19 protein-coding genes are annotated in these 19,147 nt (G+C 67.5%); 10 read left to right on the top strand and 9 right to left on the bottom strand.

What is annotated here, in order from left to right; translation table 11 throughout:
* Positions 1 to 335 (top strand): flotillin domain-containing protein (locus AC14A7_RS11920; RefSeq protein WP_484009319.1); only part of this gene is annotated, 335 nt, incomplete at its 5' end.
* Here AC14A7_RS11920 and AC14A7_RS11915 read toward each other — a convergent pair.
* On the bottom strand, positions 336 to 2,057 hold the full coding sequence (locus tag AC14A7_RS11915; RefSeq protein ID WP_484009317.1) for a DEAD/DEAH box helicase: 1,722 nt from the start codon (positions 2,055 to 2,057) through the stop codon (positions 336 to 338).
* 67 nt (positions 2,058 to 2,124) lie between these two features.
* Between AC14A7_RS11915 and ligD the strand changes: the two genes are divergently transcribed.
* Positions 2,125 to 3,132: a non-homologous end-joining DNA ligase gene (ligD, locus tag AC14A7_RS11910; protein ID WP_484009315.1), complete on the top strand. Its 1,008-nt coding sequence runs from the start codon at positions 2,125 to 2,127 to the stop codon at positions 3,130 to 3,132.
* Positions 3,133 to 3,145: 13 nt separating this feature from the next.
* On the opposite strand, the gene AC14A7_RS11905 is transcribed toward ligD, so the two are convergent.
* Complete coding sequence (locus AC14A7_RS11905) at positions 3,146 to 3,880, bottom strand: glycosyltransferase family A protein (protein WP_484009313.1); 735 nt, start codon at positions 3,878 to 3,880, stop codon at positions 3,146 to 3,148.
* 105 nt (positions 3,881 to 3,985) lie between these two features.
* Between AC14A7_RS11905 and AC14A7_RS11900 the strand changes: the two genes are divergently transcribed.
* A complete protein-coding gene (locus AC14A7_RS11900) occupies positions 3,986 to 4,441 on the top strand; it encodes a VOC family protein (RefSeq protein ID WP_484009311.1) in 456 nt (151 codons plus the stop codon).
* Position 4,442: 1 nt separating this feature from the next.
* On the top strand, positions 4,443 to 4,937 hold the full coding sequence (locus AC14A7_RS11895; protein WP_484009309.1) for a nitroreductase family deazaflavin-dependent oxidoreductase: 495 nt from the start codon (positions 4,443 to 4,445) through the stop codon (positions 4,935 to 4,937).
* On the opposite strand, the gene AC14A7_RS11890 is transcribed toward AC14A7_RS11895, so the two are convergent.
* From AC14A7_RS11890 to AC14A7_RS11880, 3 genes are all read right to left on the bottom strand, one after another.
* Positions 4,934 to 6,451 (bottom strand): MFS transporter, encoded by a 1,518-nt coding sequence (locus AC14A7_RS11890; protein ID WP_484009307.1) that lies wholly within the window; start codon positions 6,449 to 6,451, stop codon positions 4,934 to 4,936. The two genes, AC14A7_RS11895 and AC14A7_RS11890, sit on opposite strands and share 4 nt — an antisense overlap.
* A gap of 82 nt (positions 6,452 to 6,533) precedes the next feature.
* Entirely contained in the window at positions 6,534 to 7,859 is a 1,326-nt protein-coding gene (locus AC14A7_RS11885) for a M20/M25/M40 family metallo-hydrolase (protein ID WP_484009305.1), read from the bottom strand.
* 28 nt (positions 7,860 to 7,887) lie between these two features.
* The gene (locus tag AC14A7_RS11880) at positions 7,888 to 9,237 is read right to left on the bottom strand and encodes a serine/threonine-protein kinase (protein ID WP_484009303.1); all 1,350 of its coding nucleotides are present in this window, start codon (positions 9,235 to 9,237) and stop codon (positions 7,888 to 7,890) included.
* A gap of 154 nt (positions 9,238 to 9,391) precedes the next feature.
* Between AC14A7_RS11880 and AC14A7_RS11875 the strand changes: the two genes are divergently transcribed.
* Positions 9,392 to 9,616, top strand: coding sequence for a hypothetical protein (locus AC14A7_RS11875; protein ID WP_484009301.1), 225 nt, complete (start codon positions 9,392 to 9,394; stop codon positions 9,614 to 9,616).
* Here AC14A7_RS11875 and AC14A7_RS11870 read toward each other — a convergent pair.
* The 3 genes from AC14A7_RS11870 to AC14A7_RS11860 are packed head-to-tail and all read right to left on the bottom strand — an operon-like array spanning position 9,613 to position 11,279.
* Positions 9,613 to 9,984: an RNA-binding S4 domain-containing protein gene (locus AC14A7_RS11870; protein ID WP_484009299.1), complete on the bottom strand. Its 372-nt coding sequence runs from the start codon at positions 9,982 to 9,984 to the stop codon at positions 9,613 to 9,615. The two genes, AC14A7_RS11875 and AC14A7_RS11870, sit on opposite strands and share 4 nt — an antisense overlap.
* 10 nt (positions 9,985 to 9,994) lie before the next feature.
* Entirely contained in the window at positions 9,995 to 10,441 is a 447-nt protein-coding gene (locus AC14A7_RS11865; RefSeq protein WP_484009297.1) for a hypothetical protein, read from the bottom strand.
* A gap of 28 nt (positions 10,442 to 10,469) precedes the next feature.
* Positions 10,470 to 11,279, bottom strand: a complete 810-nt coding sequence (locus AC14A7_RS11860; RefSeq protein ID WP_484009295.1) for a DUF1295 domain-containing protein — start codon at positions 11,277 to 11,279, stop codon at positions 10,470 to 10,472.
* A gap of 96 nt (positions 11,280 to 11,375) precedes the next feature.
* On the opposite strand from AC14A7_RS11860, the gene AC14A7_RS11855 reads away from it, so the two are divergent.
* The 3 genes from AC14A7_RS11855 (at position 11,376) to AC14A7_RS11845 (ending at position 13,251) form a co-directional block, all read left to right on the top strand.
* Entirely contained in the window at positions 11,376 to 11,849 is a 474-nt protein-coding gene (locus AC14A7_RS11855; RefSeq protein WP_484009293.1) for an FHA domain-containing protein, read from the top strand.
* Complete coding sequence (gene ftsR / locus AC14A7_RS11850; protein ID WP_484009292.1) at positions 11,849 to 12,547, top strand: transcriptional regulator FtsR; 699 nt, start codon at positions 11,849 to 11,851, stop codon at positions 12,545 to 12,547. The genes AC14A7_RS11855 and ftsR overlap by 1 nt, the downstream gene beginning before the upstream one ends.
* 155 nt (positions 12,548 to 12,702) lie before the next feature.
* On the top strand, positions 12,703 to 13,251 hold the full coding sequence (locus tag AC14A7_RS11845) for a MerR family transcriptional regulator (protein ID WP_484009290.1): 549 nt from the start codon (positions 12,703 to 12,705) through the stop codon (positions 13,249 to 13,251).
* Between the two features lie 99 nt (positions 13,252 to 13,350).
* On the opposite strand, the gene AC14A7_RS11840 is transcribed toward AC14A7_RS11845, so the two are convergent.
* Complete coding sequence (locus AC14A7_RS11840) at positions 13,351 to 14,160, bottom strand: ParA family protein (protein ID WP_484009288.1); 810 nt, start codon at positions 14,158 to 14,160, stop codon at positions 13,351 to 13,353.
* A gap of 67 nt (positions 14,161 to 14,227) precedes the next feature.
* Between AC14A7_RS11840 and AC14A7_RS11835 the strand changes: the two genes are divergently transcribed.
* Positions 14,228 to 17,632 carry a pyruvate carboxylase gene (locus tag AC14A7_RS11835; protein WP_484009286.1) on the top strand — a complete coding sequence of 1,135 codons (3,405 nt, stop codon included), beginning with the start codon at positions 14,228 to 14,230 and terminating at the stop codon, positions 17,630 to 17,632.
* 112 nt (positions 17,633 to 17,744) lie between these two features.
* Complete coding sequence (locus tag AC14A7_RS11830) at positions 17,745 to 18,983, top strand: MinD/ParA family ATP-binding protein (RefSeq protein ID WP_484009284.1); 1,239 nt, start codon at positions 17,745 to 17,747, stop codon at positions 18,981 to 18,983.
* Positions 18,984 to 19,147 lie beyond the last annotated feature (164 nt).

Raw genomic sequence — 19,147 nt, 5'->3', positions numbered from 1 at the left:
CGCTCAACGCCCGCTCCGGCGACCTGCTGCGCCAGCAGATCATCGACCAGCTGCCCGCGATCGTGCGCGCCGCATCCGAGCCGCTCGCGGCGATCTCGAACCTCACGATCCTCTCGAGCGACGGCACCAGCGGCACCGACGCCGTCGGCCAGAGCGTCGCCGGTCAGCTCGCAACGTCGACGCAGATCATCAAGGACCTCGTCGGCATCGACATCGCAGAGATCGTGACGGGCCGCGCGACCGGTCAGGCCGCAGGCGAGGCGATCAACGCTCCGTCGCCGCGCCGGGCAGCAAAGGCTCCGGCTGCTACTCCTCCCGCGGCACCGGCGAAGTAGCTAGTACCGCGGCTTGCGGTCGTCGCGCCGCGGGGCGCGATCCGGCTTGATCTCGATGAGCTTGCCGCTGATGCGGGTCGCCGACAGGCGGTCGAGCTGCTCGCGAGGCAGGTCGGCTGGCAGCTCGACGAGCGAGAAGTCGGGGCGGATGTCGATGTGGCCGAAGTCCTCGCGGCTGAAGCCGCCCTCATTGGCGAGCGCGCCGACGATCTGACGCGGTTCGACGCGGTGACGGCGACCGACCTCGATGCGGTAGGCGACCAGCTTCTTGCCGGGGTCGCGCGGCCGGCGCTCTGGGCGATCCGGACGGTCGTCGCGGAAGGCGCGGCCTTCGCGCGGGTTCGCACGTTCCTCGCGCGCCTGGCGGGCGAAGCGCGGGTCGTCGGCGGCGAGCAGCAGCGGGGTTCCGCCCTGGGCGACGATCGCGAGGGCTGCCGCGACATCCGACTCCACCACGTCGTGGTGGTCGACGTAGTGGCGCACGATGTCGCGGAACTCGCTCAACTGGGCGTCGTCGGCAAGGGCCGCCGTGATCGCGTCGTCGAAGCGGGTGAGACGCGTGACGTTGACGTCTTCGACGCTCGGCATGCGCATCTCGACCATGGGCTGGCGGGTGGCCCGCTCGATCTGGTCGAGCAGACGCCGCTCGCGCGGGGTGACGAAGCTGATCGCCGCGCCGCTGCGGCCAGCGCGGCCGGTTCGGCCGATGCGGTGCACGTACGACTCCGTGTCGATCGGGATGTCGTAGTTGACGACGTGCGAGATGCGCTCGACGTCGAGGCCGCGGGCTGCGACATCCGTTGCCACCAGGATGTCGAGCTTGCCGTTCTTCAGCTGCTCGACCGTGCGCTCGCGCTGGGCCTGTGGCACGTCGCCGCTGATGGCAGAGGCGGAGTAGCCGCGGGCGCGCAGCTTCTCTGCCAGCTGCTCCGTCTCGTTCTTTGTGCGCACGAAGACGATCATTCCCTCGAAGTTCTCGACCTCGAGGATGCGCGTGAGCGCGTCGATCTTCTGCGGGTAGGAGACCATGAGGTAGCGCTGCGTCGTGTTGACCGAGGTCGTGGTCTTGTTGGCAACCGTGATCTCCTCCGGATCGTGCAGGTACTTCTGCGAGATACGGCGGATCTGCGCGGGCATCGTTGCAGAGAACAGCGCGATCTGCTTGTCGTCTGGCGTGTCGGCGAGGATCGTCTCGACGTCTTCGGCGAAGCCCATCTTGAGCATCTCGTCGGCTTCGTCGAGTACGAGGTACTTGAGGGCAGAGAGGTCGAGCGTGCCCTTCTCGAGGTGGTCCATGATGCGACCAGGGGTGCCGACGACGACGTGAACTCCGCGGCGCAGCGCGCTCAGCTGGGTGCCGTACCCCTGGCCGCCGTAGACGGGAAGCACGTGAACCCCGCGCAGGTGGGCGGAGTAGCGCTCGAACGCCTCGCACACCTGCAGCGCGAGCTCGCGGGTCGGGGCAAGCACGAGGGCCTGGGGTGTCTTCTGCGAGAGGTCGAGGCGATCGAGGATCGGCAGGGCGAACGCTGCCGTCTTTCCGGTTCCGGTCTGGGCGACGCCGAGCACGTCTCGCCCGCCGAGCAGGGTGGGGATGGTTGCCGCCTGGATGGCGGACGGGGTCTCGTAGCCGACATCCTTCAGAGCCTTGAGAACGGCGTCACCGAGGCCGAGGTCGGCGAAGGTGATGGTGGCGGGGCTGTCGGAATCTGGAGACGTCATACTCAACGGTATCGCTGGCGAGGGGATCCGTCTGCCGCCGCCGGGAGCGCGGGGCTAGCGTGGATGCATGGCGACCGAAGCGACGACTATCCAGGTTGGCGACCACGAGGTGCGAATCTCGAGTCCAGGCCGCGTGCTGTGGCCGGAGGTCGCAATCACGAAGCTCGACCTCGCCAGGTACCTCGTGGCCGTCGGCGACGCCTTTCTCGCTGCCAACGGCGACCGCCCAGTCTCCCTTCAGCGGTTCGCCGACGGGGTCGACGGGGAGCAGTTCTTCTCGAAGAACCCGCCAAAGGGAGCGCCGGACTACGTCGACGCGGTGACGGTCACCTATCCGAGTGGGCGGTCGCATCCGCAGGTCGTTCTCCGGGAGATCGCCGCCGCCGTCTGGGCGGCGCAGATGAACACCGTGGTGTTCCACCCCTGGGCGTCGCGGGCGGGCAATCCCGACAACCCCGACGAGCTGCGCATCGACCTCGACCCCTCCGTCGGCAGGGACTTCGACGACACCGTTCCCGTCGCGATAGAACTGCGCAGCGTGCTGGAGGAGGCTGGGCTCACCGCATTCGTCAAGACCTCTGGCAATCGCGGACTGCACGTCTTCGCCCCCATCGAGCCGAGCCACGAGTTCCTCGACGTTCGGCACGCGGTCATTGCCGTCGCGCGGGAGCTGGAGCGCCGGATGCCAGAGAAGGTCACCACGAACTGGTGGAAGGAGGAGCGCGGCGAGCGCGTATTCGTCGACTACAACCAGGCCAACCGCGACCGCACCATGGCCGGCGCCTACAGCCCGCGCGCCATCGCGCACGCTCCGGTCTCGACCCCGATCACCTGGGAGGAGCTGGAGAGCACGGATCCCCGGCTCCACACAGTCCTCACCGTTCCGTCCCGGCTGGCAGCCGTCGGCGACCCGTGGGCGCACATGCACGCGAGCCACGGATCCATCGACACCCTCCTGACGTGGTGGGCCCGCGACCTCGAGGCGGGGCTCGGCGAGCTGCCGTTCCCGCCCGACTTCCCGAAGATGCCGGGGGAGCCGCCACGTGTGCAGCCGAGCAGGGCTAGGAAGACGTAGCCAGGCTGTACGTCTAGACCGAGCGCAGGCGGCGAGCCCAGCGCTTCCACGGCAGGTCGGCCGGCCAGTGGGCGACGACACTGTGCACGCCGCGGCGCAGCCGAAGCGCGAACGAGCTGGCGCTCGTGAACGGCCGCCACGACATGCGCATGCGCATGCGACGGTCGAGGCGGATTCGCCGCTCCGGGCCGAGATGGAACGACAGGTCGATGTCGTCGTGCATCAGATCGTCGTCGCGGTGCACGTCGTCGCGAACAGCGAGCCACTCGTCGCGGCGCACCGCAAGGTTGGAGCCGAACAGGGGTACATGGCCAAGGGCGGGAGCCACCGCCGCCACGTAGGCCGCGAGATAGGCGAACGCCCCGATTCGGCGCAGCACACGGGGACCGTCGTGGAAGCTGGCAAAGCCGGTGATGCCCGTGAGGGACTGGTCTGCGGCGAAGGCAGACTCGATGATCTCGCACCAGTTGTGCGGCGGAATGCAGTCGGCGTCGAGGCGCGCGATGACGTCGCCGCCCGCCGCGTCGTATCCCGTCGCGCTCGCTGCGGGAATGCCGCGGCCAGAGCTCGGCACGACGCGGGCTCCGTTCGCCGCGGCAACCGCCGCGGAGTCGTCGACGGAATGGTCGTCGACCACGACGATCTCGAGCGGATGGCGGGACTGGTCGCGCAGGGCGGCGAGGCAGCGCGCGAGGCTGGCGGCATCATCCTTCACCGGTATGACGACCGAGACCGTGACGACGTGCATCTAGGCGGGGGTCAGCTCTGGCATGGTTCAAGCCTCCGGTGGACCGCATGGTGGCGGCATCCCCTTGACTTCACAGGAACGCGGGAATGACCGAGACTTGGGCACATGCAGACCATCAGCCCATTCCTCTGGTTCGACTCCGAGGCGGAGCAGGCAGCGCAGCTCTACGTGGGCCTGTTCGAGAACTCGTCGATCGACAGCGTGAGCCGCAGGCAGGACGGCACCGCGTTCGTCGTCGCCTTCACGCTCGATGGGGTGCAGTTCCAGGCGATGAACGGTGGGCGATCCCATGGCTTCACGGAGGCGATCTCGTTCGCGGTCGTGGCACGGACGCAGGAGCGCATCGACGAGCTGTGGGATGCACTGACCGCCGACGGCGGCGAGGAGAGCCAGTGCGGCTGGCTGAAGGACCGCTTCGGGCTCTCGTGGCAGATCGTCCCTCCGCGGCTGCGCGAGCTGCTCGGCGCTGGCGACGCTGCGGCATCCGGTCGGGTGATGGCGGCGATGCTCGGAATGCGCAAGCTCGTCATCGCCGACCTCGAGGCTGCGGCTGCGGGCTGAGATGGCCGCATCGCTCGTCGTTCGCGTCGCGGTCGCCCGCTTCTCACGCACGCTGTTCTTCCGTCGGGTCGGGCCGAGGGTGATGCCCCCGCTCGAACGGGCCATGACAACGCTCACCCGTGGCCGTGTGCCGCTCAGCGGACTCCTCGTTCCCTCTCTCGTGCTGCACACGGTGGGAGCGCAGTCGGGCATGGAGCGCGACTCGACGCTCATGTACTGCCCGGAGCCGCGCGGCCGCATCCTCATCACCGGGTCCAATTTCGCGCGCGAGACGCATCCCGCATGGACGGTGAACCTGCTAGCCAACCCACGGGCCGCGGTGAGCATCCGCGGTCGGCGAGTGGATGTCGTTGCCGAACTGGTCGCGGACGACGAGCGCGATGCCGTCTGGCAGTACATCGAGAGGCAGTGGCCCGACTACCGGGAGTACGAGCGCGTGAGCGGTCGCGTGCTGCGGATCTTCCGGCTCACGCCGACCGACGACTCGAGCGCCTAGCGCACCTCCGCGATCACCGGCTCGGTGACCCTGGCATCCTCGAAGGCGCCCTTGGGCACAACGGCGAGCAGCGCGGCGGCAACGAGTCCGGTGACGGAGCACACGATCCACACGGTGAAGTAGCCGGCGAGGCTGCCGGCGGTCTCCTCGCCGCCCGTGCTGGCCACCCGGCCGAGAAGTGCGAGACCGAAGACACACGACGCGAACGCGCCTCCGATGGTCTTCGTCGTGTTGGTGAGACCGGTGGCGACGCCCGTCTGGGTTCGCGGAGCGACGGCAGCGGCAGCCGATGGCAGGGCGGCAACGAGGGCCCCGGAGCCGAGCCCCGCGACGCTGATGTTCACGAGCAACTGGGGAAGGGTGTCGTGGAAGGGCAGGAACAGCGCGTACCCGACCGCGATGAGCAAGGCCGCGCCCATGAGCACGCGCCGCGGTTCGAGCCGCCGGGTGACCTGCGGGTAGAGCAGGGCCCCGACCAGCAGGGAGATCACGTAGAGGCCGACGAGGATCGACACTGTGCCCCCGGTCGCGCTGAGGCCGAAGCCGGTCGCCTCTCGGCTCGTTCGAGCGAAGGTCGACAGTGGTGCCTGCGCCCCGAGGACGCTGACCCCGAAGAGTCCGGCCGTGACGAGGATCGGCCACATCGCCTTCTGGCGGAACATGCGGATGTCGATGAGCGGGTCATCCTGGCGCAGCTCGTAGCGCACGAAGGGAACGAAGAGCAGCACGCCGAGGAGGATCGCGGCGATGGGAACGACCAGCGGAAGCTCCGGCACGCGGAAGAAGGTGAGCCCGGCGGTGAGCACCAGCAGTGCGGCAGACACCAGTGCAAGTCCGGTGTAGTCGAGAGTGCCGCCGGTCGTGTCTGGCGACTCCTTCACGCCGAACAGGATGACGAAGAAGCACCCGACAACGCAGATGGCCGGGATGAGCAGCAGCAGCCACATGTGCTCGCCGAGAGCGGCCTGAAGCGCCGCCGGGCTCAGCTCCTGCCGTTGCTCCGGGGTCGGGAAGAGGGCGTCGGCGATCGCGCCGCCCGACAGTGCGCCGGCGATTACTCCGGCTTCGAGACCGGCGACGAGGAAGCCGGCCGCCTTTCTGGTCAGGGCCGCCGGGTTCTTGCCGTCCCGGCTGCGGCTGAAGATGAGCGCGACCTCGAGCGGCAGCCACACGACATAGAAGCCCTGCAGCGCCCACGCGACGAGGAACACCCAGAACACAGGGGAGAAGGCGAGTGCGATGCTCGCAACAGCGGTGATCGCCGTCGAGACCAGCAGCATTCGCTTATGCCCCACCATGTCGCCGAGCTTGGCGAGGAAGGGCACCACGAGCGCGCTGACCATGAGCTGGGCGCCTTCGAAGAAGTTGACGTCGCCATCGCGGATGTCGAGGAACCGCGCGATGTCGGTGAGCAGCGGCACGTAGTACCCCTGCAGTATTCCGCTGGTGAACTCGACGACGACGAGGAATCCGACGACCCCGGCCAACGCTCCGAGCGGCACTTTCCCTGGCATAGCGACTCCCTGTAGGCCGTGGTGAGCCAACGTTACGACCTGGTTCGTTGCAGCGCGAGTGCAACGCGCGGGAGCGATCCGCTCAATCCAGGCTGCGAAGGAGGAACTGGAAGAATCGCTCACCGCTGGCGAGGCTGTCGATGCTCACGCGCTCGTTCTCACCGTGGATGCTGGCGCGCTGGGCGGCATCCATCTCCAGGGGAGAGAAACGGTAGACGTCGGGCGTGAAGCGGTGCAGGTGCCGCGAGTCGGTCGCCGCCATCATCACGTACGGCGCGGTGACCGTGCCGGGGAATGTGGCCTCGACGGCCCGTCGGATGAGCGCGAACTGGTCATTGTCAGTCGACGACAGGGGTGACGGCTCACTGCCTTCGAGCAGCTCGACCGCGATGGTGTCGTCTCCGATGCACCGCCGGATCGTGGCGAGCACGCCCTCGAGGCTCTCGCCGGTGGCGACTCGGATGTTGAGGATCGCCGACAGCGTCGGCGGCAGCACGTTCGGCGCCGTGCCGCCCGCCACCATCGTCACGGCGATGGTGGTGTGCATGAGCGCGGCGGGCTCTCCGCCCTGGCGGGTCAGAAGGCGAGCACCGATCGGGTGGGCGAGACGGAGGGCGCGCAGCAGCAGTCGGTGGCGCAGCGAGACGTGCGGCTCGAACGAGGCAAGCATCGTTCTCACCGGAACGGGCATTCGAACCCGGAACGGGTTGCGCTCCAGCCGGAGGATTGCTCGTGCAAGGCTGCCTGCCGTCGAGTCGACGGGCGGAGCGGAGGCGTGGCCGCCAGCACTCGTCGCGGTCAGCCGAACCGTCGCAATGCCCTTCTCCCCGACGCCGACCATGGCAGACCGCACGGGAGCGAAGGACAGGGGTGCGTCAACGACGGCTCCACCCTCGTCGATGACGATCCACGGCACGATTCCGCGCTGCTGAAGCAGCTCCGCCACCGCGATGGCGTCGGTCCCGTAGCTCTCCTCATTGCCGCCGAACGACAGGTAGACGTGCTGCTGAGGTGTGAATCCATCGGCGAGCAGGTTCTCCACCGCCTCGAGGATGACGAGCATCGGGCCCTTGTCGTCGAGCGCCCCCCGGCCCCACACGCTTCCGCCCTCGATGGCGCCGGAGAAGGGGTCGTGCGTCCACCCCGCCCCGGCCTCGGCTGGCACGACGTCGTAGTGGGCCATGAGCACAGCGGTGCGGGTCGCGTCGGTTCCGCTCCAGCGAAACAGCAGGCCGGTCTCGCCAACGCGCTCGAAGGCGAGGTGGGCGTGGATGAGGGGGTACTGCGACGAGAGAAGCGCGGCGAATCGATCGAACTGGTCGCGATCGCCTGCGACCGTCGGCACGCGGATCATGTCGGCAAGCCGTTCTGACGCGCCAGCGCGCGCAGGGGAGTGGGGTGCGCTCATCGGCTCCAGCCTACGGCCGAGGTGCTTCTCAGACCTTCGACAGCCGCTCGATGTCGCGGCGCATGACGTAGGTGGCGAGGCGGCGCTCCAGCTCGCGCACGGCGACGGCGGCGAGATGGGCAAGCGCCTCGACGTCATCGGTAGAGACCTCTCGCGCCTCGACGTCCATCACACAGAGCACGCCGACCCGTGTGCCGTCCCTGGCGAGCACCGGGGTGCTCACGTGGTAGTTCATGCCGATCTGCGCGGCAATCGCAGGGTCGGCGAGCACGCTCGGGTCGGAGCCGGTGTCTGTCGGGTTCCACCGGTCCTTGTAGAGCAGCGCAGACCCCTGTCGCCCGGCCTGCTGCTCGATCTCGTGCAGGTCGATGCCGTGCGTGGCGGCGAACCAGTCGTAGCCCTCCTCGGTGACGGCCATGATTGCGATCGGCGCGTCGAGCACGCGGGCGGCGAGAGAGGTGATGTTGTCGAAGGCACTCTCCTGCCTCGCCGGCTCACCGGTCGTGACCTGGGCGGGCTCGCCTGCCTCCGTCGAGTGCCTGCCAAGGTCGGTGATCAGGAGAGAGCGGATAGCGAGCACGAGCTCACCTGCCGTCGGGCGACCAGCGGGCTCGCGAGATGTCATTGCGCTCAGAAGGGAGCGCCATCCATCGCCGATCTCCTGAGGGATGAACGGATCGCGCTCAAGGCGAGAGAGCGCGGACTGCGTCGGGTCGCCAGGGAAGGCGATGACTCCGGTGAAGCACTCGAGCAGCACGAGCCCGAGCGAGTAGATGTCGGTGGGCGGCCCGACCTCGTGGCGCCGCACCTGCTCTGGGCTGAGGTAGGCGGCTGTGCCCGTCGTCACAGTGTCGGGAGACGCCTTCTCCACACCGCGGTGGGCGATGCCGAAGTCGGTGAGCTTGACGCGCGCACGCGAGCTGTCGTCGGAATAGTCGACGAAGAGCACGTTCGACGGCTTGACGTCGCGGTGCACGACTCCGCGGTGATGGATGTACTGCAGAGCCTCGGCCAGGTCGTAGCCGATCTGGCCGATCTGGCGTGGCACGAGGGGCTCGGTGGCGATCTTGCGCTGCAGGTCGAAGCCCGTGACGAGCTCCATCACGAGGAAGATGCGGTTCTCGCCGGGGGTCGAGCGATCGATGCCTGCGTCGAACAGCGTGACGAGCGCGTGGTGGCTGAGGGTCGCGAGCACGTTGACCTCTGCCTCGGAGCGAGCAAGGGCGGCCTCATCGGTCGTCGTCGGGAAGACCTTGATCGCGACGTCGCGTCCAAGGGACGAGTCGTGCGCCTGGTGAACGGCTGCCATGCCTCCCTGGCCGATCACGTCGCCGACGACGTAGCGGTTCTTGAGGAGCCGCACTGGCTGGTCGCTCACATGGTGCCTTTCACAGGGGGTCCTATGAAAATACCCGGTCGAGAGACTAGACGGTCTCTTTCGCGCATAGGCTACCGCCTCGGCACCCGGGTCTATATGATCACCCAGCCAACTCGAAGCTTGACCGGTGACGAGGGCGGTCTATCGTGGACCCGTGCCAGCTCCCGCAGGATTCGAGTTTCGCGTCGATGGCGGCGGCACCGTCACGGTGCTGCATCACGGCACGGTCGCGGCACGCCTCCGCGGGGCAACCGCGGCCCGGTTTCTCGAGGATGTCGAGCAGGGCGATCCGCAGCTGCTCATGGCCAGGATCACCGGCAACTACCGCCGCGGCAACGAGCGCACGGCGCGCCAGCATCCTCGCAACAGCGGGCGCTAGCGCTCCTCGTCCATGAGGCGGTCGATCACGCGCCGGTCGCGCTTGGTCGGGCGGCCCGCTCCGCGCTCGCGAACCACCGTGAGCACGCGTTCCTCGCGCGGCGGCTTTGGCGGGGTGAGGTCGACGTAGCATTCGACGGCAACGGGTGCCCCGACGCGCTTCACGATGAGTCGCGCCACCTGCAGGATTCGCTCGTCGCCGTCGATTCGCACCCGAACGATGTCGCCGATCCGCACGGACTGTGCCGGCTTCGCGCGCTCGTCGTTGACCGAGATGTGACCCGCCTTGCTCGACGCGGTCGCCGCCGACCGCGTCTTGAAGACGCGGATTCCCCACAGCCACGCGTCAACGCGCGCGGTGTCGCTCACCGTGACGCAGTCATGACGCCTCGGCGAGCCCGCGCTTCCACTCCACGAGGCCGCGAACCGTCTCGCTGCTGTCATCGGCCAGCCGCTCCATCACATCAGACGGCACATAGAAGTTGAGGGCGAGCCAGCCGCGAACGGTCTCCGACTCGTCGTCGGCCAGGGTGCGGAGGATGTCGCACGGAACCGACTCGTTGCGGGCCAGCCAGCCGCGCACTCCCGCATCCGGGTCGCTCGCAAGCTCGGCGTAGACCTCCTCTGGGGCGTGGTAGCTGGCGGCAACGCTCTCGCGGATCTTGGGGTTGGCATCCTTCGCCATGATGCGAAGCCTCGTGATCTTGCTCTCGGTCACCGGGGGAGCGGGATGAAGGGACGCCGCCTGCTCCGCCGTGAGCATCGATGGAGCCATGGCCGCCATCTGGCGACGCTGCGCAGGAGTGTTGAAACGGATGCACGACATGGCTCTACGCTACCCGCGCACTCGCCGCTCAGGCGGTCGCCCTCGCGGCGTGTGACGAGCGCGGAGGAAGCGGGATGATCGCGGATGTCGTCGCCTGGTACTCGGCGTACTCCGGGTACTTCGAGAGCGTGATCGACTCGGTGAACCGGGTCGATCCGATGAAGAGGAGCGTCAGCAACACCGGCCCGGCAACCGTCCACTGCAGGAGGGATCCGGCGGCGAGAGCGCCGAAGAGGAAGAAGACCCACCACTGCGCCTGCTCGAAGAAGAAGTTGGGGTGGCGGGAGAACCGCCAGAGCCCGGTGGTGAGAAAACGGTCGGGGGTGGCTCCCGACGCCTTGGCGCGATGGAACGCCCACTGCTGCTGGTCGGCGACGGTCTCGCCACCCAGCAGCAGGAGGAAGGCCGCTGCGATCACGACGTCGAGCGGGCCGAAGGGCGTGTCGCGATTCTCGAAGGCCGTGAGGGCTGCGAGCGTGATGAGCACGAGGATGGCGTTCTGCCAGAGCACGATGAACAGCACGTTGAACACCTCGAACTGCCATCGCGCCATGCGCCCGCGCAGCACGGCCCAGCGGTAGTCCTCTGTGCCGGTGTAGCCGCCCTTGCGGGCGAAGTTGAAGGTCAGCCGCGCACCCCACAGGGTGACGAGCACGGCCATGACGTTCAGACGCGCATCCAGCAGGCCCGCGCTCGCCGCGAAGATCCACACATACGCGATCGGAACGATGGACCAGAGCCGGTCGACCCACGAGTGCTCGCCGGTGATGAGCGACGCAACGAGACAGAAGACGCAGACGAGTGCGGCGACAATAACGACCACGACAAGGGGATCCATGCGCCAACTGTAGGACGCTGCCAAGGTCCTGTGCGAGCAAAACCGTGGCGACGAGGGGCGGCGATTCCGATACTGTGGAGAGAGAGGAGGGCGAGCATGACAGAGCAGCACAATGACGGGCAGCCAACGAGCGCGGTCCCGCAGTCGATCGACCCGACACTCACGCTCAGCTCCGAGTTCGGTGCCCAACTCGCCGAGCTAGAGAACAGCGTCTCCACCGACGAGGCGGAGGCGATAGCGGCGCTTCCCTCCGGCTCGGCCCTGCTGATTGTTCGCCGCGGACCCAACACGGGTGCCAGGTTCCTTCTCGACGCGAACGTCACGACCGTTGGCCGTCATCCCGACGCCGATATCTTCCTCGACGATGTGACCGTCTCCCGTCGTCACTCCGAGTTCCTCCGCGACGGCTCGACGTTCCAGATCAAGGACCTTGGCTCGCTCAACGGCACCTATCTCGGCGGAGAGCGCATCGACACGGCACGACTCGATGACGGGTCAGAGGTGCAGGTCGGCAAGTTCCGCCTGACGTTCTACGCGTCGCGCGCCGACGTTCGCGTGGCCGGCAACTAGTGGCGCGGGCGGCACTTCAGACACGTCAGGCTGCGCAGCCGACGCTGCTCAGCATCGGTCAGGTTCTGGCGAAGCTCAATCCGGAGTTTCCCGACCTCAGCCCGTCGAAGCTCCGGTTCCTCGAGGAGTCGCGCCTCATCACCCCGGCGCGCACGGAGTCCGGCTACCGCAAGTTCTCGGCGGCCGACCTCGATCGGCTGCGACTCGTCCTGACGATGCAGCGCGATCAGTACCTTCCCCTCAAGGTCATCAAGGCATACCTCGACGATCTCGACGCCGGGCGCCAACCGGCCCACCCTGGCGCGGCACCGCAGGCACCGTCCATGCTCTCGAGCGAGAGGCGACTGAGCCGCGCCGAGCTGGTGAAGGAGGCGGGGGCGAACGCGATGCTGCTGGATGACGCCATCGCGGCATCCCTCATCCTGCCTGCTGACACGTTCGGAGACGACGTCCTGGCCGTGCTTCGCTCCCTTGTCGAGCTGCAGAGAAGCGGAATCGAGCCACGGCACCTCCGCGGCTTCCGAGCCTCAGCCGAGCGGGAACTCGGCCTCATCGAGAACGCGCTGATGCCGGTCTCGCGCAAGAAGGACGCCTCGAGCCGTGCCCGCGCGGCAGAGATGGCCAAGGAGATCGCCGGCCAGCTCGAGATTGTGCGCAGCAGCCTCATTCGCTCCGCGCTTTCTCGCCTTGACTCGTAGAGGCAGCGGTCGATCCGTAGTACGGTCGAAGAATCCCCTCCGACACGCCGACTCGCTTCTGCGAATGTCACCCGTTGCCGCGCAGGGCATGGGTACCGTTGGGTTGTACACAACATTAAGTGTCAACTGCAACATGAAGGTTAGGAACCGAGTCAATGAGCGAACTCAGCCGTAGCGAAGAAGCTCGCTACGACCTCGGCCTCCTCTTCACCGACGGAATGCCGGAGCTGGATGACAACGCGGGCTACCGTGGAGCCATCGCCGCCCGCGCCGCAGGCATCAGCTACCGCCAGCTGGACTACTGGGCTCGCACGCAGCTCGTCGAGCCGACGGTTCGCGGCGCTGCCGGCTCTGGGTCGCAGCGTCTATATGGCTTTCGCGACATCCTCGTTCTCAAGCTCGTCAAGCGACTTCTCGACACCGGCATCTCGCTGCAGCAGATTCGCGTGGCCGTCAACCAGTTGCGCGAGTCTGGTATCAGCGACCTCGCTCAGACCACGCTCATGAGCGATGGTGCGAGCGTCTACCTGTGCACGTCGAACGACGAGGTCATCGACCTGGTCTCACGGGGCCAGGGCGTCTTCGGAATCGCCGTCGGCAAGGTGCTGCGCGAGGTGGAGCACTCGCTGGTCGAGCTCGACTCGATCTCTGGCGCAGACCCGGAAGACGAGCTCGCGGCGCGTCGGGCCGTTCGCGCCTCCTAGCCCCTCCCTCCCACTGCCGGAGCTCCAGCTACGGCGTCGGGGCCCCAGTTGTAGCGCGCGTGTCAAGCCCATTACTGGGTCATGCAGCGGTGCGAAGGACTAGCTCGGGGAGTTCGCGTACTCGCCGATTCTCGCGGTGCGCATCACGCGGTCGAGCAGCTGATCGAAGTTGTGTGCCATCTCCTGCGCGCTTTCGCCGGGCCAGACGTGCAGCGGCTTCGCAGCACCCTGCGCCTGCTGCAGAGATGTGCGCTCCGGTAGCTGCGGCGAGAGCACAAGCGGCCCGAACATGTCGCGTAGCTCCTTGATGCGGAACTGGTGCTCGAGCGACTGCACGCGGGCGCGGTTGACGATGATGCCGAGCGGCTGTAGGCGAGGCGAGAGTCCGCGGCGGATCTCCTCGATGGCCCGTAGCGCGCGATCGGCTGCGGCGACGGAGAAGAGGCCAGGCTCGGTGACGACGGTCACGCGGTCACTTGCCGCCCAGGCGGTGCGAGTGAGTGCGTTGAGCGACGGCGCGCAGTCGATAAGTACGAGGTCGTAGTCGCGCTCGACATTGGCGAGCGCCTCCTCGAGCTTCCAGATATCTCTGATACTGGGATGCGGTCCGTCGAAGTTGATGGCGCTCGGCGAGCCGACGAGAACGTCGATCTTGCCGGGCCTGCCGCGGGTCCAGCCGCTCGGAGCGATCGCGGCGCGCACGATCTTCTCCTTGGGGGAGGCGAGCACATCCGCGATATTCAGGTGCTTGCTCGGATCGATGTCCATTCCGGTGGAGACATCGGACTGGGGATCGAGATCGACCACGAGGGTGCGAAGACCCTTGGCGAACGATGCTGAGGCCAGCCCGAGCGTCACCGTGGTCTTTCCCACGCCCCCTTTGAGGGAACTGACGCTGAGTACGTGCACGAGGTACGACGATACCTTCAGTAGTCTGAAAGAACCTAAAACGACAGCGGTGCGCCGGAAGGGTTCCATGTTTTCGAAGATTCTCGTAGCCAACCGAGGCGAGATCGCCATCCGTGCTTTCCGTGCCGCCTATGAGCTCGGCGCCAAGACGGTTGCAGTATTCCCCTACGAGGACCGCAACTCCATGCACCGCCTCAAGGCAGATGAGGCATACCAGATCGGCGAGAAGGGCCACCCCGTGCGGGCCTACCTCGACGTTTCCGAGATCATTCGGGTCGCCAAGGAGTCGGGAGCCGACGCGATCTACCCCGGCTACGGCTTCCTCAGCGAGAACCCCGACCTCGCTGCCGCTGCGTCCGCAGCCGGAATCACCTTCATCGGCCCCGGCAACGCCGTGCTCGAGATGGCTGGCAACAAGGTCACCGCGAAGGAGCACGCGATCGCCGCCGGGGTTCCGGTGCTCAAGTCGACGCCCGCATCCAAAGACATCGACGAGCTGCTCGCCGGCGCGAAGGAGATCGGGTTCCCGATCTTCGCGAAGGCCGTCGCGGGCGGTGGCGGCCGCGGGATGCGCCGTGTCGAGTCGTTCGAGGAGCTGCGCGACGCCCTCGAGGCCGCGATGCGCGAGGCCGACAGCGCGTTCGGCGACCCCACGATGTTCCTCGAGCAGGCCGTGGTGCGCCCGCGGCACATCGAGGTGCAGATCCTGGCCGACTCGCAGGGCAACACCGTTCACCTGTTCGAGCGCGACTGCTCCGTGCAGCGTCGCCACCAGAAGGTCGTCGAGATCGCTCCGGCGCCGAACCTCGACGAGGACGTGCGCCAGGCGATGTACCGCGATGCCATCGCGTTCGCGAAATCGATCAACTACGTCAACGCCGGCACCGTCGAGTTCTTGCTCGACACCGCGGGCGAGCGCAAGGGCCAGCACGTCTTCATCGAGATGAACCCGCGCATCCAGGTCGAGCACACGGTGACAGAGGAAGTCACCGACGTCGATCTCGTGCAGTCGCAGATGCGTATCGCCGCTGGCGAGAGCCTCATCGACCTCGGACTGGAGCAGAAGGACATCCATCTTCGTGGCGCCGCCCTCCAGTGCCGCATCACAACAGAGGACCCGGCAGCAGGCTTCCGGCCCGATACCGGCAAGATCACGACCTACCGCTCGCCCGGCGGCGCTGGAATCCGACTGGATGGCGGCACCATCAACGCGGGCGCCCAGATCTCCCCGCACTTCGACTCCATGCTCGTGAAGATGACCTGCCGCGGGCGCGACTTCGCCGCCGCGGTGACCCGCGCTCGCCGCGGCCTCGCCGAGTTCCGGCTTCGCGGGGTGTCGACCAACATCCCGTTCCTGCAGTCGGTGCTCGACGACCCGGAGTTCATCGCCGGCGACCTGAGCACCTCCTTCATCGACGAGCGCCCGTGGCTCGTCACTGGGCACCAGTCGAAGGACCGCGGCACCAAGATCCTCAACTGGCTCGCCGAGGTCACCGTCAACCAGCCCAACGGCTCCGGCGCCGGCCTCATCGCGCCAGATGAGAAACTGCCGGTCGTCGACCTCGATGCTCCCGCTCCGTCCGGATCGCGACAGCGCCTTCTCGAGCTCGGACCGGTCGGCTTCGCCGCGGCGCTGCGCGCCCAGACGCCGCTGGCCGTGACCGACACGACCTTCCGTGACGCACACCAGTCGTTGCTGGCCACCCGCGTTCGCACCCGCGACCTCACCGCTGTGCTCCCGCACGTGGCGCGCCTCACCCCGCAGCTGCTCAGTGTCGAGGCGTGGGGGGGAGCGACCTACGACGTCGCCCTCCGGTTCCTTGGCGAAGACCCGTGGGAGCGCCTCGCAGCGATGCGCGAGGCACTGCCGAACATCAACATCCAGATGCTGCTGCGCGGTCGCAACACCGTCGGGTACACGCCGTACCCGACCGAGGTGACCGACGCCTTCGTGCGCGAGGCGCAGTCGACGGGCGTCGACATCTTCCGCATCTTCGACGCGCTCAACGACGTGTCGCAGATGCGCCCGGCCATCGACGCGGTGCTCGCGACCGATACGGCCGTCGCCGAGGTCGCCCTCTGCTACACGGCCGATCTGCTCGACCCGGCAGAGACGCTGTACACCCTCGACTACTACCTTCGGCTCGCTGAGCAGATCGTCGATGCCGGCGCGCACATCATCGCGATCAAGGACATGGCAGGCCTCCTACGCGCAGAGGCGGCAGAGAAGCTCGTCTCCGCCCTGCGCGAGCGCTTCGACCAGCCGGTGCACGTGCACACCCACGACACCGCGGGAGGCCAGCTCGCCACCCTCCTCGCAGCAAGCCGTGCCGGCGCAGACGCGGTGGATGTCGCCAGCGCTCCGATGGCGGGAACCACCTCCCAGCCGTCGGCGTCCGCGCTCGTCGCAGCCCTCGCGCACACGGAGCGCGACACCGGCATCTCACTGCAGGCGGTCTCCGACCTGGAGCCCTACTGGGAGGCTGTTCGCCACGTCTACAAGCCCTTCGAGTCTGGCCTTCCCGGACCGACCGGCCGCGTGTACAAGCACGAGATCCCGGGAGGCCAGCTCTCGAACCTTCGCCAGCAGGCGATAGCGCTCGGCCTTGCCGACCATTTCGAGAAGATCGAGGACCTCTACGCAGCGGCGAGCACCATGCTCGGTCGCCCGCCCAAGGTGACCCCGTCGTCGAAGGTGGTCGGCGACCTCGCACTTGCGCTCGCTGCCGTCGACGCCGACCCTGCCGACTTCGAGGCGAACCCCGGCAAGTACGACATCCCCGACTCCGTCGTCGGGTTCATGGCAGGCGAGCTTGGCAACCTTCCCGGCGGCTGGCCAGAGCCATTCCGCACCAAGGTGCTCGAGGGCCGCACCGTGAAGATCGGGGTCGAGGAGATCTCCGCCGCCGACCGGGCCGCGCTCGACGGCACACCGAACGAGCGCAGAAGCGCCCTCAACCGCCTTCTCTTCGCCGGCCCGACCAAGATCTTCGAGCAGGGTCGAGAGACATACGGCGACCTGTCGGCCATCGACACGGTCGACTACCTGTACGGCCTGCAGCAGGGCCAGGAGCATGTGGTCGATATCGCGAAGGGCGTGAGCCTGTATGTCGGACTCGAGGCGATCGGCGAGGCAGACGACAAGGGCATCCGCACCGTCATGACGATTCTCAACGGACAGCTGCGGCCCGTGTTCGTTCGCGACCTGAGCATCACGGTCGACTCCAAGACTGCGGAGAAGGCAGACTCCACGAAACCGGGCCATGTCGCCGCGCCGTTCTCCGGAGTGGTGACCCTTCAGGTCACTGACGGCGCGGATGTCGTCGCAGGCCAGAGCGTCGCATCCATCGAGGCAATGAAGATGGAGGCTGCAATCACGGCCTCCGTATCCGGTCGAGTCAAGCGCCTCGCCATCCCCGCGACCCAGCAGGTCGATGCGGGAGACCTGTTGCTCGAGATCGAGCCGGCCTAGCTCAGACAGCAGAGTCGACTAGCACTGCCGGGCAGGCGACTGCCAGCCCGGCCCCACTTCGGGTGCCACGCGCTAAACTGGCACGTCCATTGCAGTGAAAGGGGTCGCCGACGTGGCTACCACCCGCAAGAAGAGCCCTGACCATGGGCAGGTTCTCGAGAGCTCGCCGCTCATCGCCGACAGTGTCGACGACCTCGCCGCCCAGCTTCCCGAGAGCCTGACAGTGAACATCGACCTTCCCGCGCAGGTGCACTCGGCCCCCGCACACGAGGCTGCGCTTGCGATCGCCGACCATGTCGTCGACCCGGGTGTCGTGCCGTCCCTTCAGGCCACGACGACATCCATCGACGTCGTTCACACCGGCCCGATTCCCGTCGACGAGCCGGTCAGCTATGCCCCCGGCTTCCCAGAGCCAGCTGAGGCGCTCACCGCAGAGCGCATCATCGGCGGCAACTCCCGTCGCCGCCCGGCGCCAGAGGGCCGCTGGCCGGCCTTCGTGTACGCCCTGACGCTGCACTTGGTCAACCTGGGTGACTCTCGTGCGGTCCGGGAGCGCAAAGAGCTCGACGCCAGGATCCAGCGGCACTTCGAGGGCGGACCGCGTTTCGTGCCGATCCTCACCCGCAAGGGCGGGGTCGGAAAGACGACGATCACCTCCATCCTCGGCATGGCTATGGCCGAGGTGCGTGAAGACCTCGTCATCGCCATCGACGCGAATCCCGACCGAGGCACCCTCGCAGAGCGAGTCAACAAGCAGACGAGGGCGACGGTGCGCGACGCGGTCACGCGTGCCGCGTCGATCTCGACCTTCAGCGACTTCAGCGAGCTTGTCTCGCGCGATGAGACGCGTCTCGACATCCTTGCATCCGACACCGATCCGCTGCTCTCCGAGGCGTTCGACGAGAACGACTACAACGTCGTTGCCGACCTGGCGTCGCGGTTCTACTCGATCGTGCTCACCGACTGCGGCACGGGCATCGTGCATTCCGTCATGCGGGCGACGCTGCAGCGGGCGGACTCCATCGTCATCGTCTCCGGCGGCAGTCTGGACGAGGCGCGGCTGGCGTCAGAGACCCTGACCTGGCTGGAGGCCAACGGCTACGGCGACCTCGTGCGCAATGCCATCGTCGCCATCAATACCGGAACGCAGGGAACAAACCTGGTCAAGCTCGAGGAGATCGAGGCGCACTTCCAGTCGCGCGTGCGCGAGATCGTGCGGGTCCCGTATGACCAGCACCTCGCGTCTGGCTCGATCATCAACTACCGCGAGCTGCAGCCGATCACCCGGGATGCCGCCCGCGAGCTGGCAGCGCTCGTCGCCGACGGCCTTCCCGTGCGTCGCGGCGTCTGACCGGCTCCACCCTTCGCCGCGTCGAGCCAAACAACCCTGCGCGTCCACCACAGCCCATCTGAGACGACTGGAATAACCCGCATGACCGTTCGCCCCATCCGCCTGTTCGGTGACCCCGTGCTGCGATCCGTGTGCGATCCCATCGCACCGGGCGACCCGCGCGC

This window comes from Conyzicola sp. (assembly GCF_057073975.1).
This window is presented reverse-complemented; position numbering and strand designations above follow the sequence as displayed.

What these genes read in the sequence shown, in the direction of transcription:
- AC14A7_RS11915 (WP_484009317.1), bottom strand. Translation starts at nt 2,057, where the DNA reads ATGACGTCTCCAGATTCCGACAGCCCCGCCACCATCACCTTCGCCGAC.
- ligD (WP_484009315.1), top strand. Translation starts at nt 2,125, where the DNA reads ATGGCGACCGAAGCGACGACTATCCAGGTTGGCGACCACGAGGTGCGA.
- AC14A7_RS11905 (WP_484009313.1), bottom strand. Translation starts at nt 3,880, where the DNA reads ATGCACGTCGTCACGGTCTCGGTCGTCATACCGGTGAAGGATGATGCC.
- AC14A7_RS11900 (WP_484009311.1), top strand. Translation starts at nt 3,986, where the DNA reads ATGCAGACCATCAGCCCATTCCTCTGGTTCGACTCCGAGGCGGAGCAG.
- AC14A7_RS11895 (WP_484009309.1), top strand. Translation starts at nt 4,443, where the DNA reads ATGGCCGCATCGCTCGTCGTTCGCGTCGCGGTCGCCCGCTTCTCACGC.
- AC14A7_RS11890 (WP_484009307.1), bottom strand. Translation starts at nt 6,451, where the DNA reads ATGCCAGGGAAAGTGCCGCTCGGAGCGTTGGCCGGGGTCGTCGGATTC.
- AC14A7_RS11885 (WP_484009305.1), bottom strand. Translation starts at nt 7,859, where the DNA reads ATGAGCGCACCCCACTCCCCTGCGCGCGCTGGCGCGTCAGAACGGCTT.
- AC14A7_RS11865 (WP_484009297.1), bottom strand. Translation starts at nt 10,441, where the DNA reads ATGTCGTGCATCCGTTTCAACACTCCTGCGCAGCGTCGCCAGATGGCG.
- AC14A7_RS11860 (WP_484009295.1), bottom strand. Translation starts at nt 11,279, where the DNA reads ATGGATCCCCTTGTCGTGGTCGTTATTGTCGCCGCACTCGTCTGCGTC.
- AC14A7_RS11855 (WP_484009293.1), top strand. Translation starts at nt 11,376, where the DNA reads ATGACAGAGCAGCACAATGACGGGCAGCCAACGAGCGCGGTCCCGCAG.
- AC14A7_RS11845 (WP_484009290.1), top strand. Translation starts at nt 12,703, where the DNA reads ATGAGCGAACTCAGCCGTAGCGAAGAAGCTCGCTACGACCTCGGCCTC.
- AC14A7_RS11835 (WP_484009286.1), top strand. Translation starts at nt 14,228, where the DNA reads ATGTTTTCGAAGATTCTCGTAGCCAACCGAGGCGAGATCGCCATCCGT.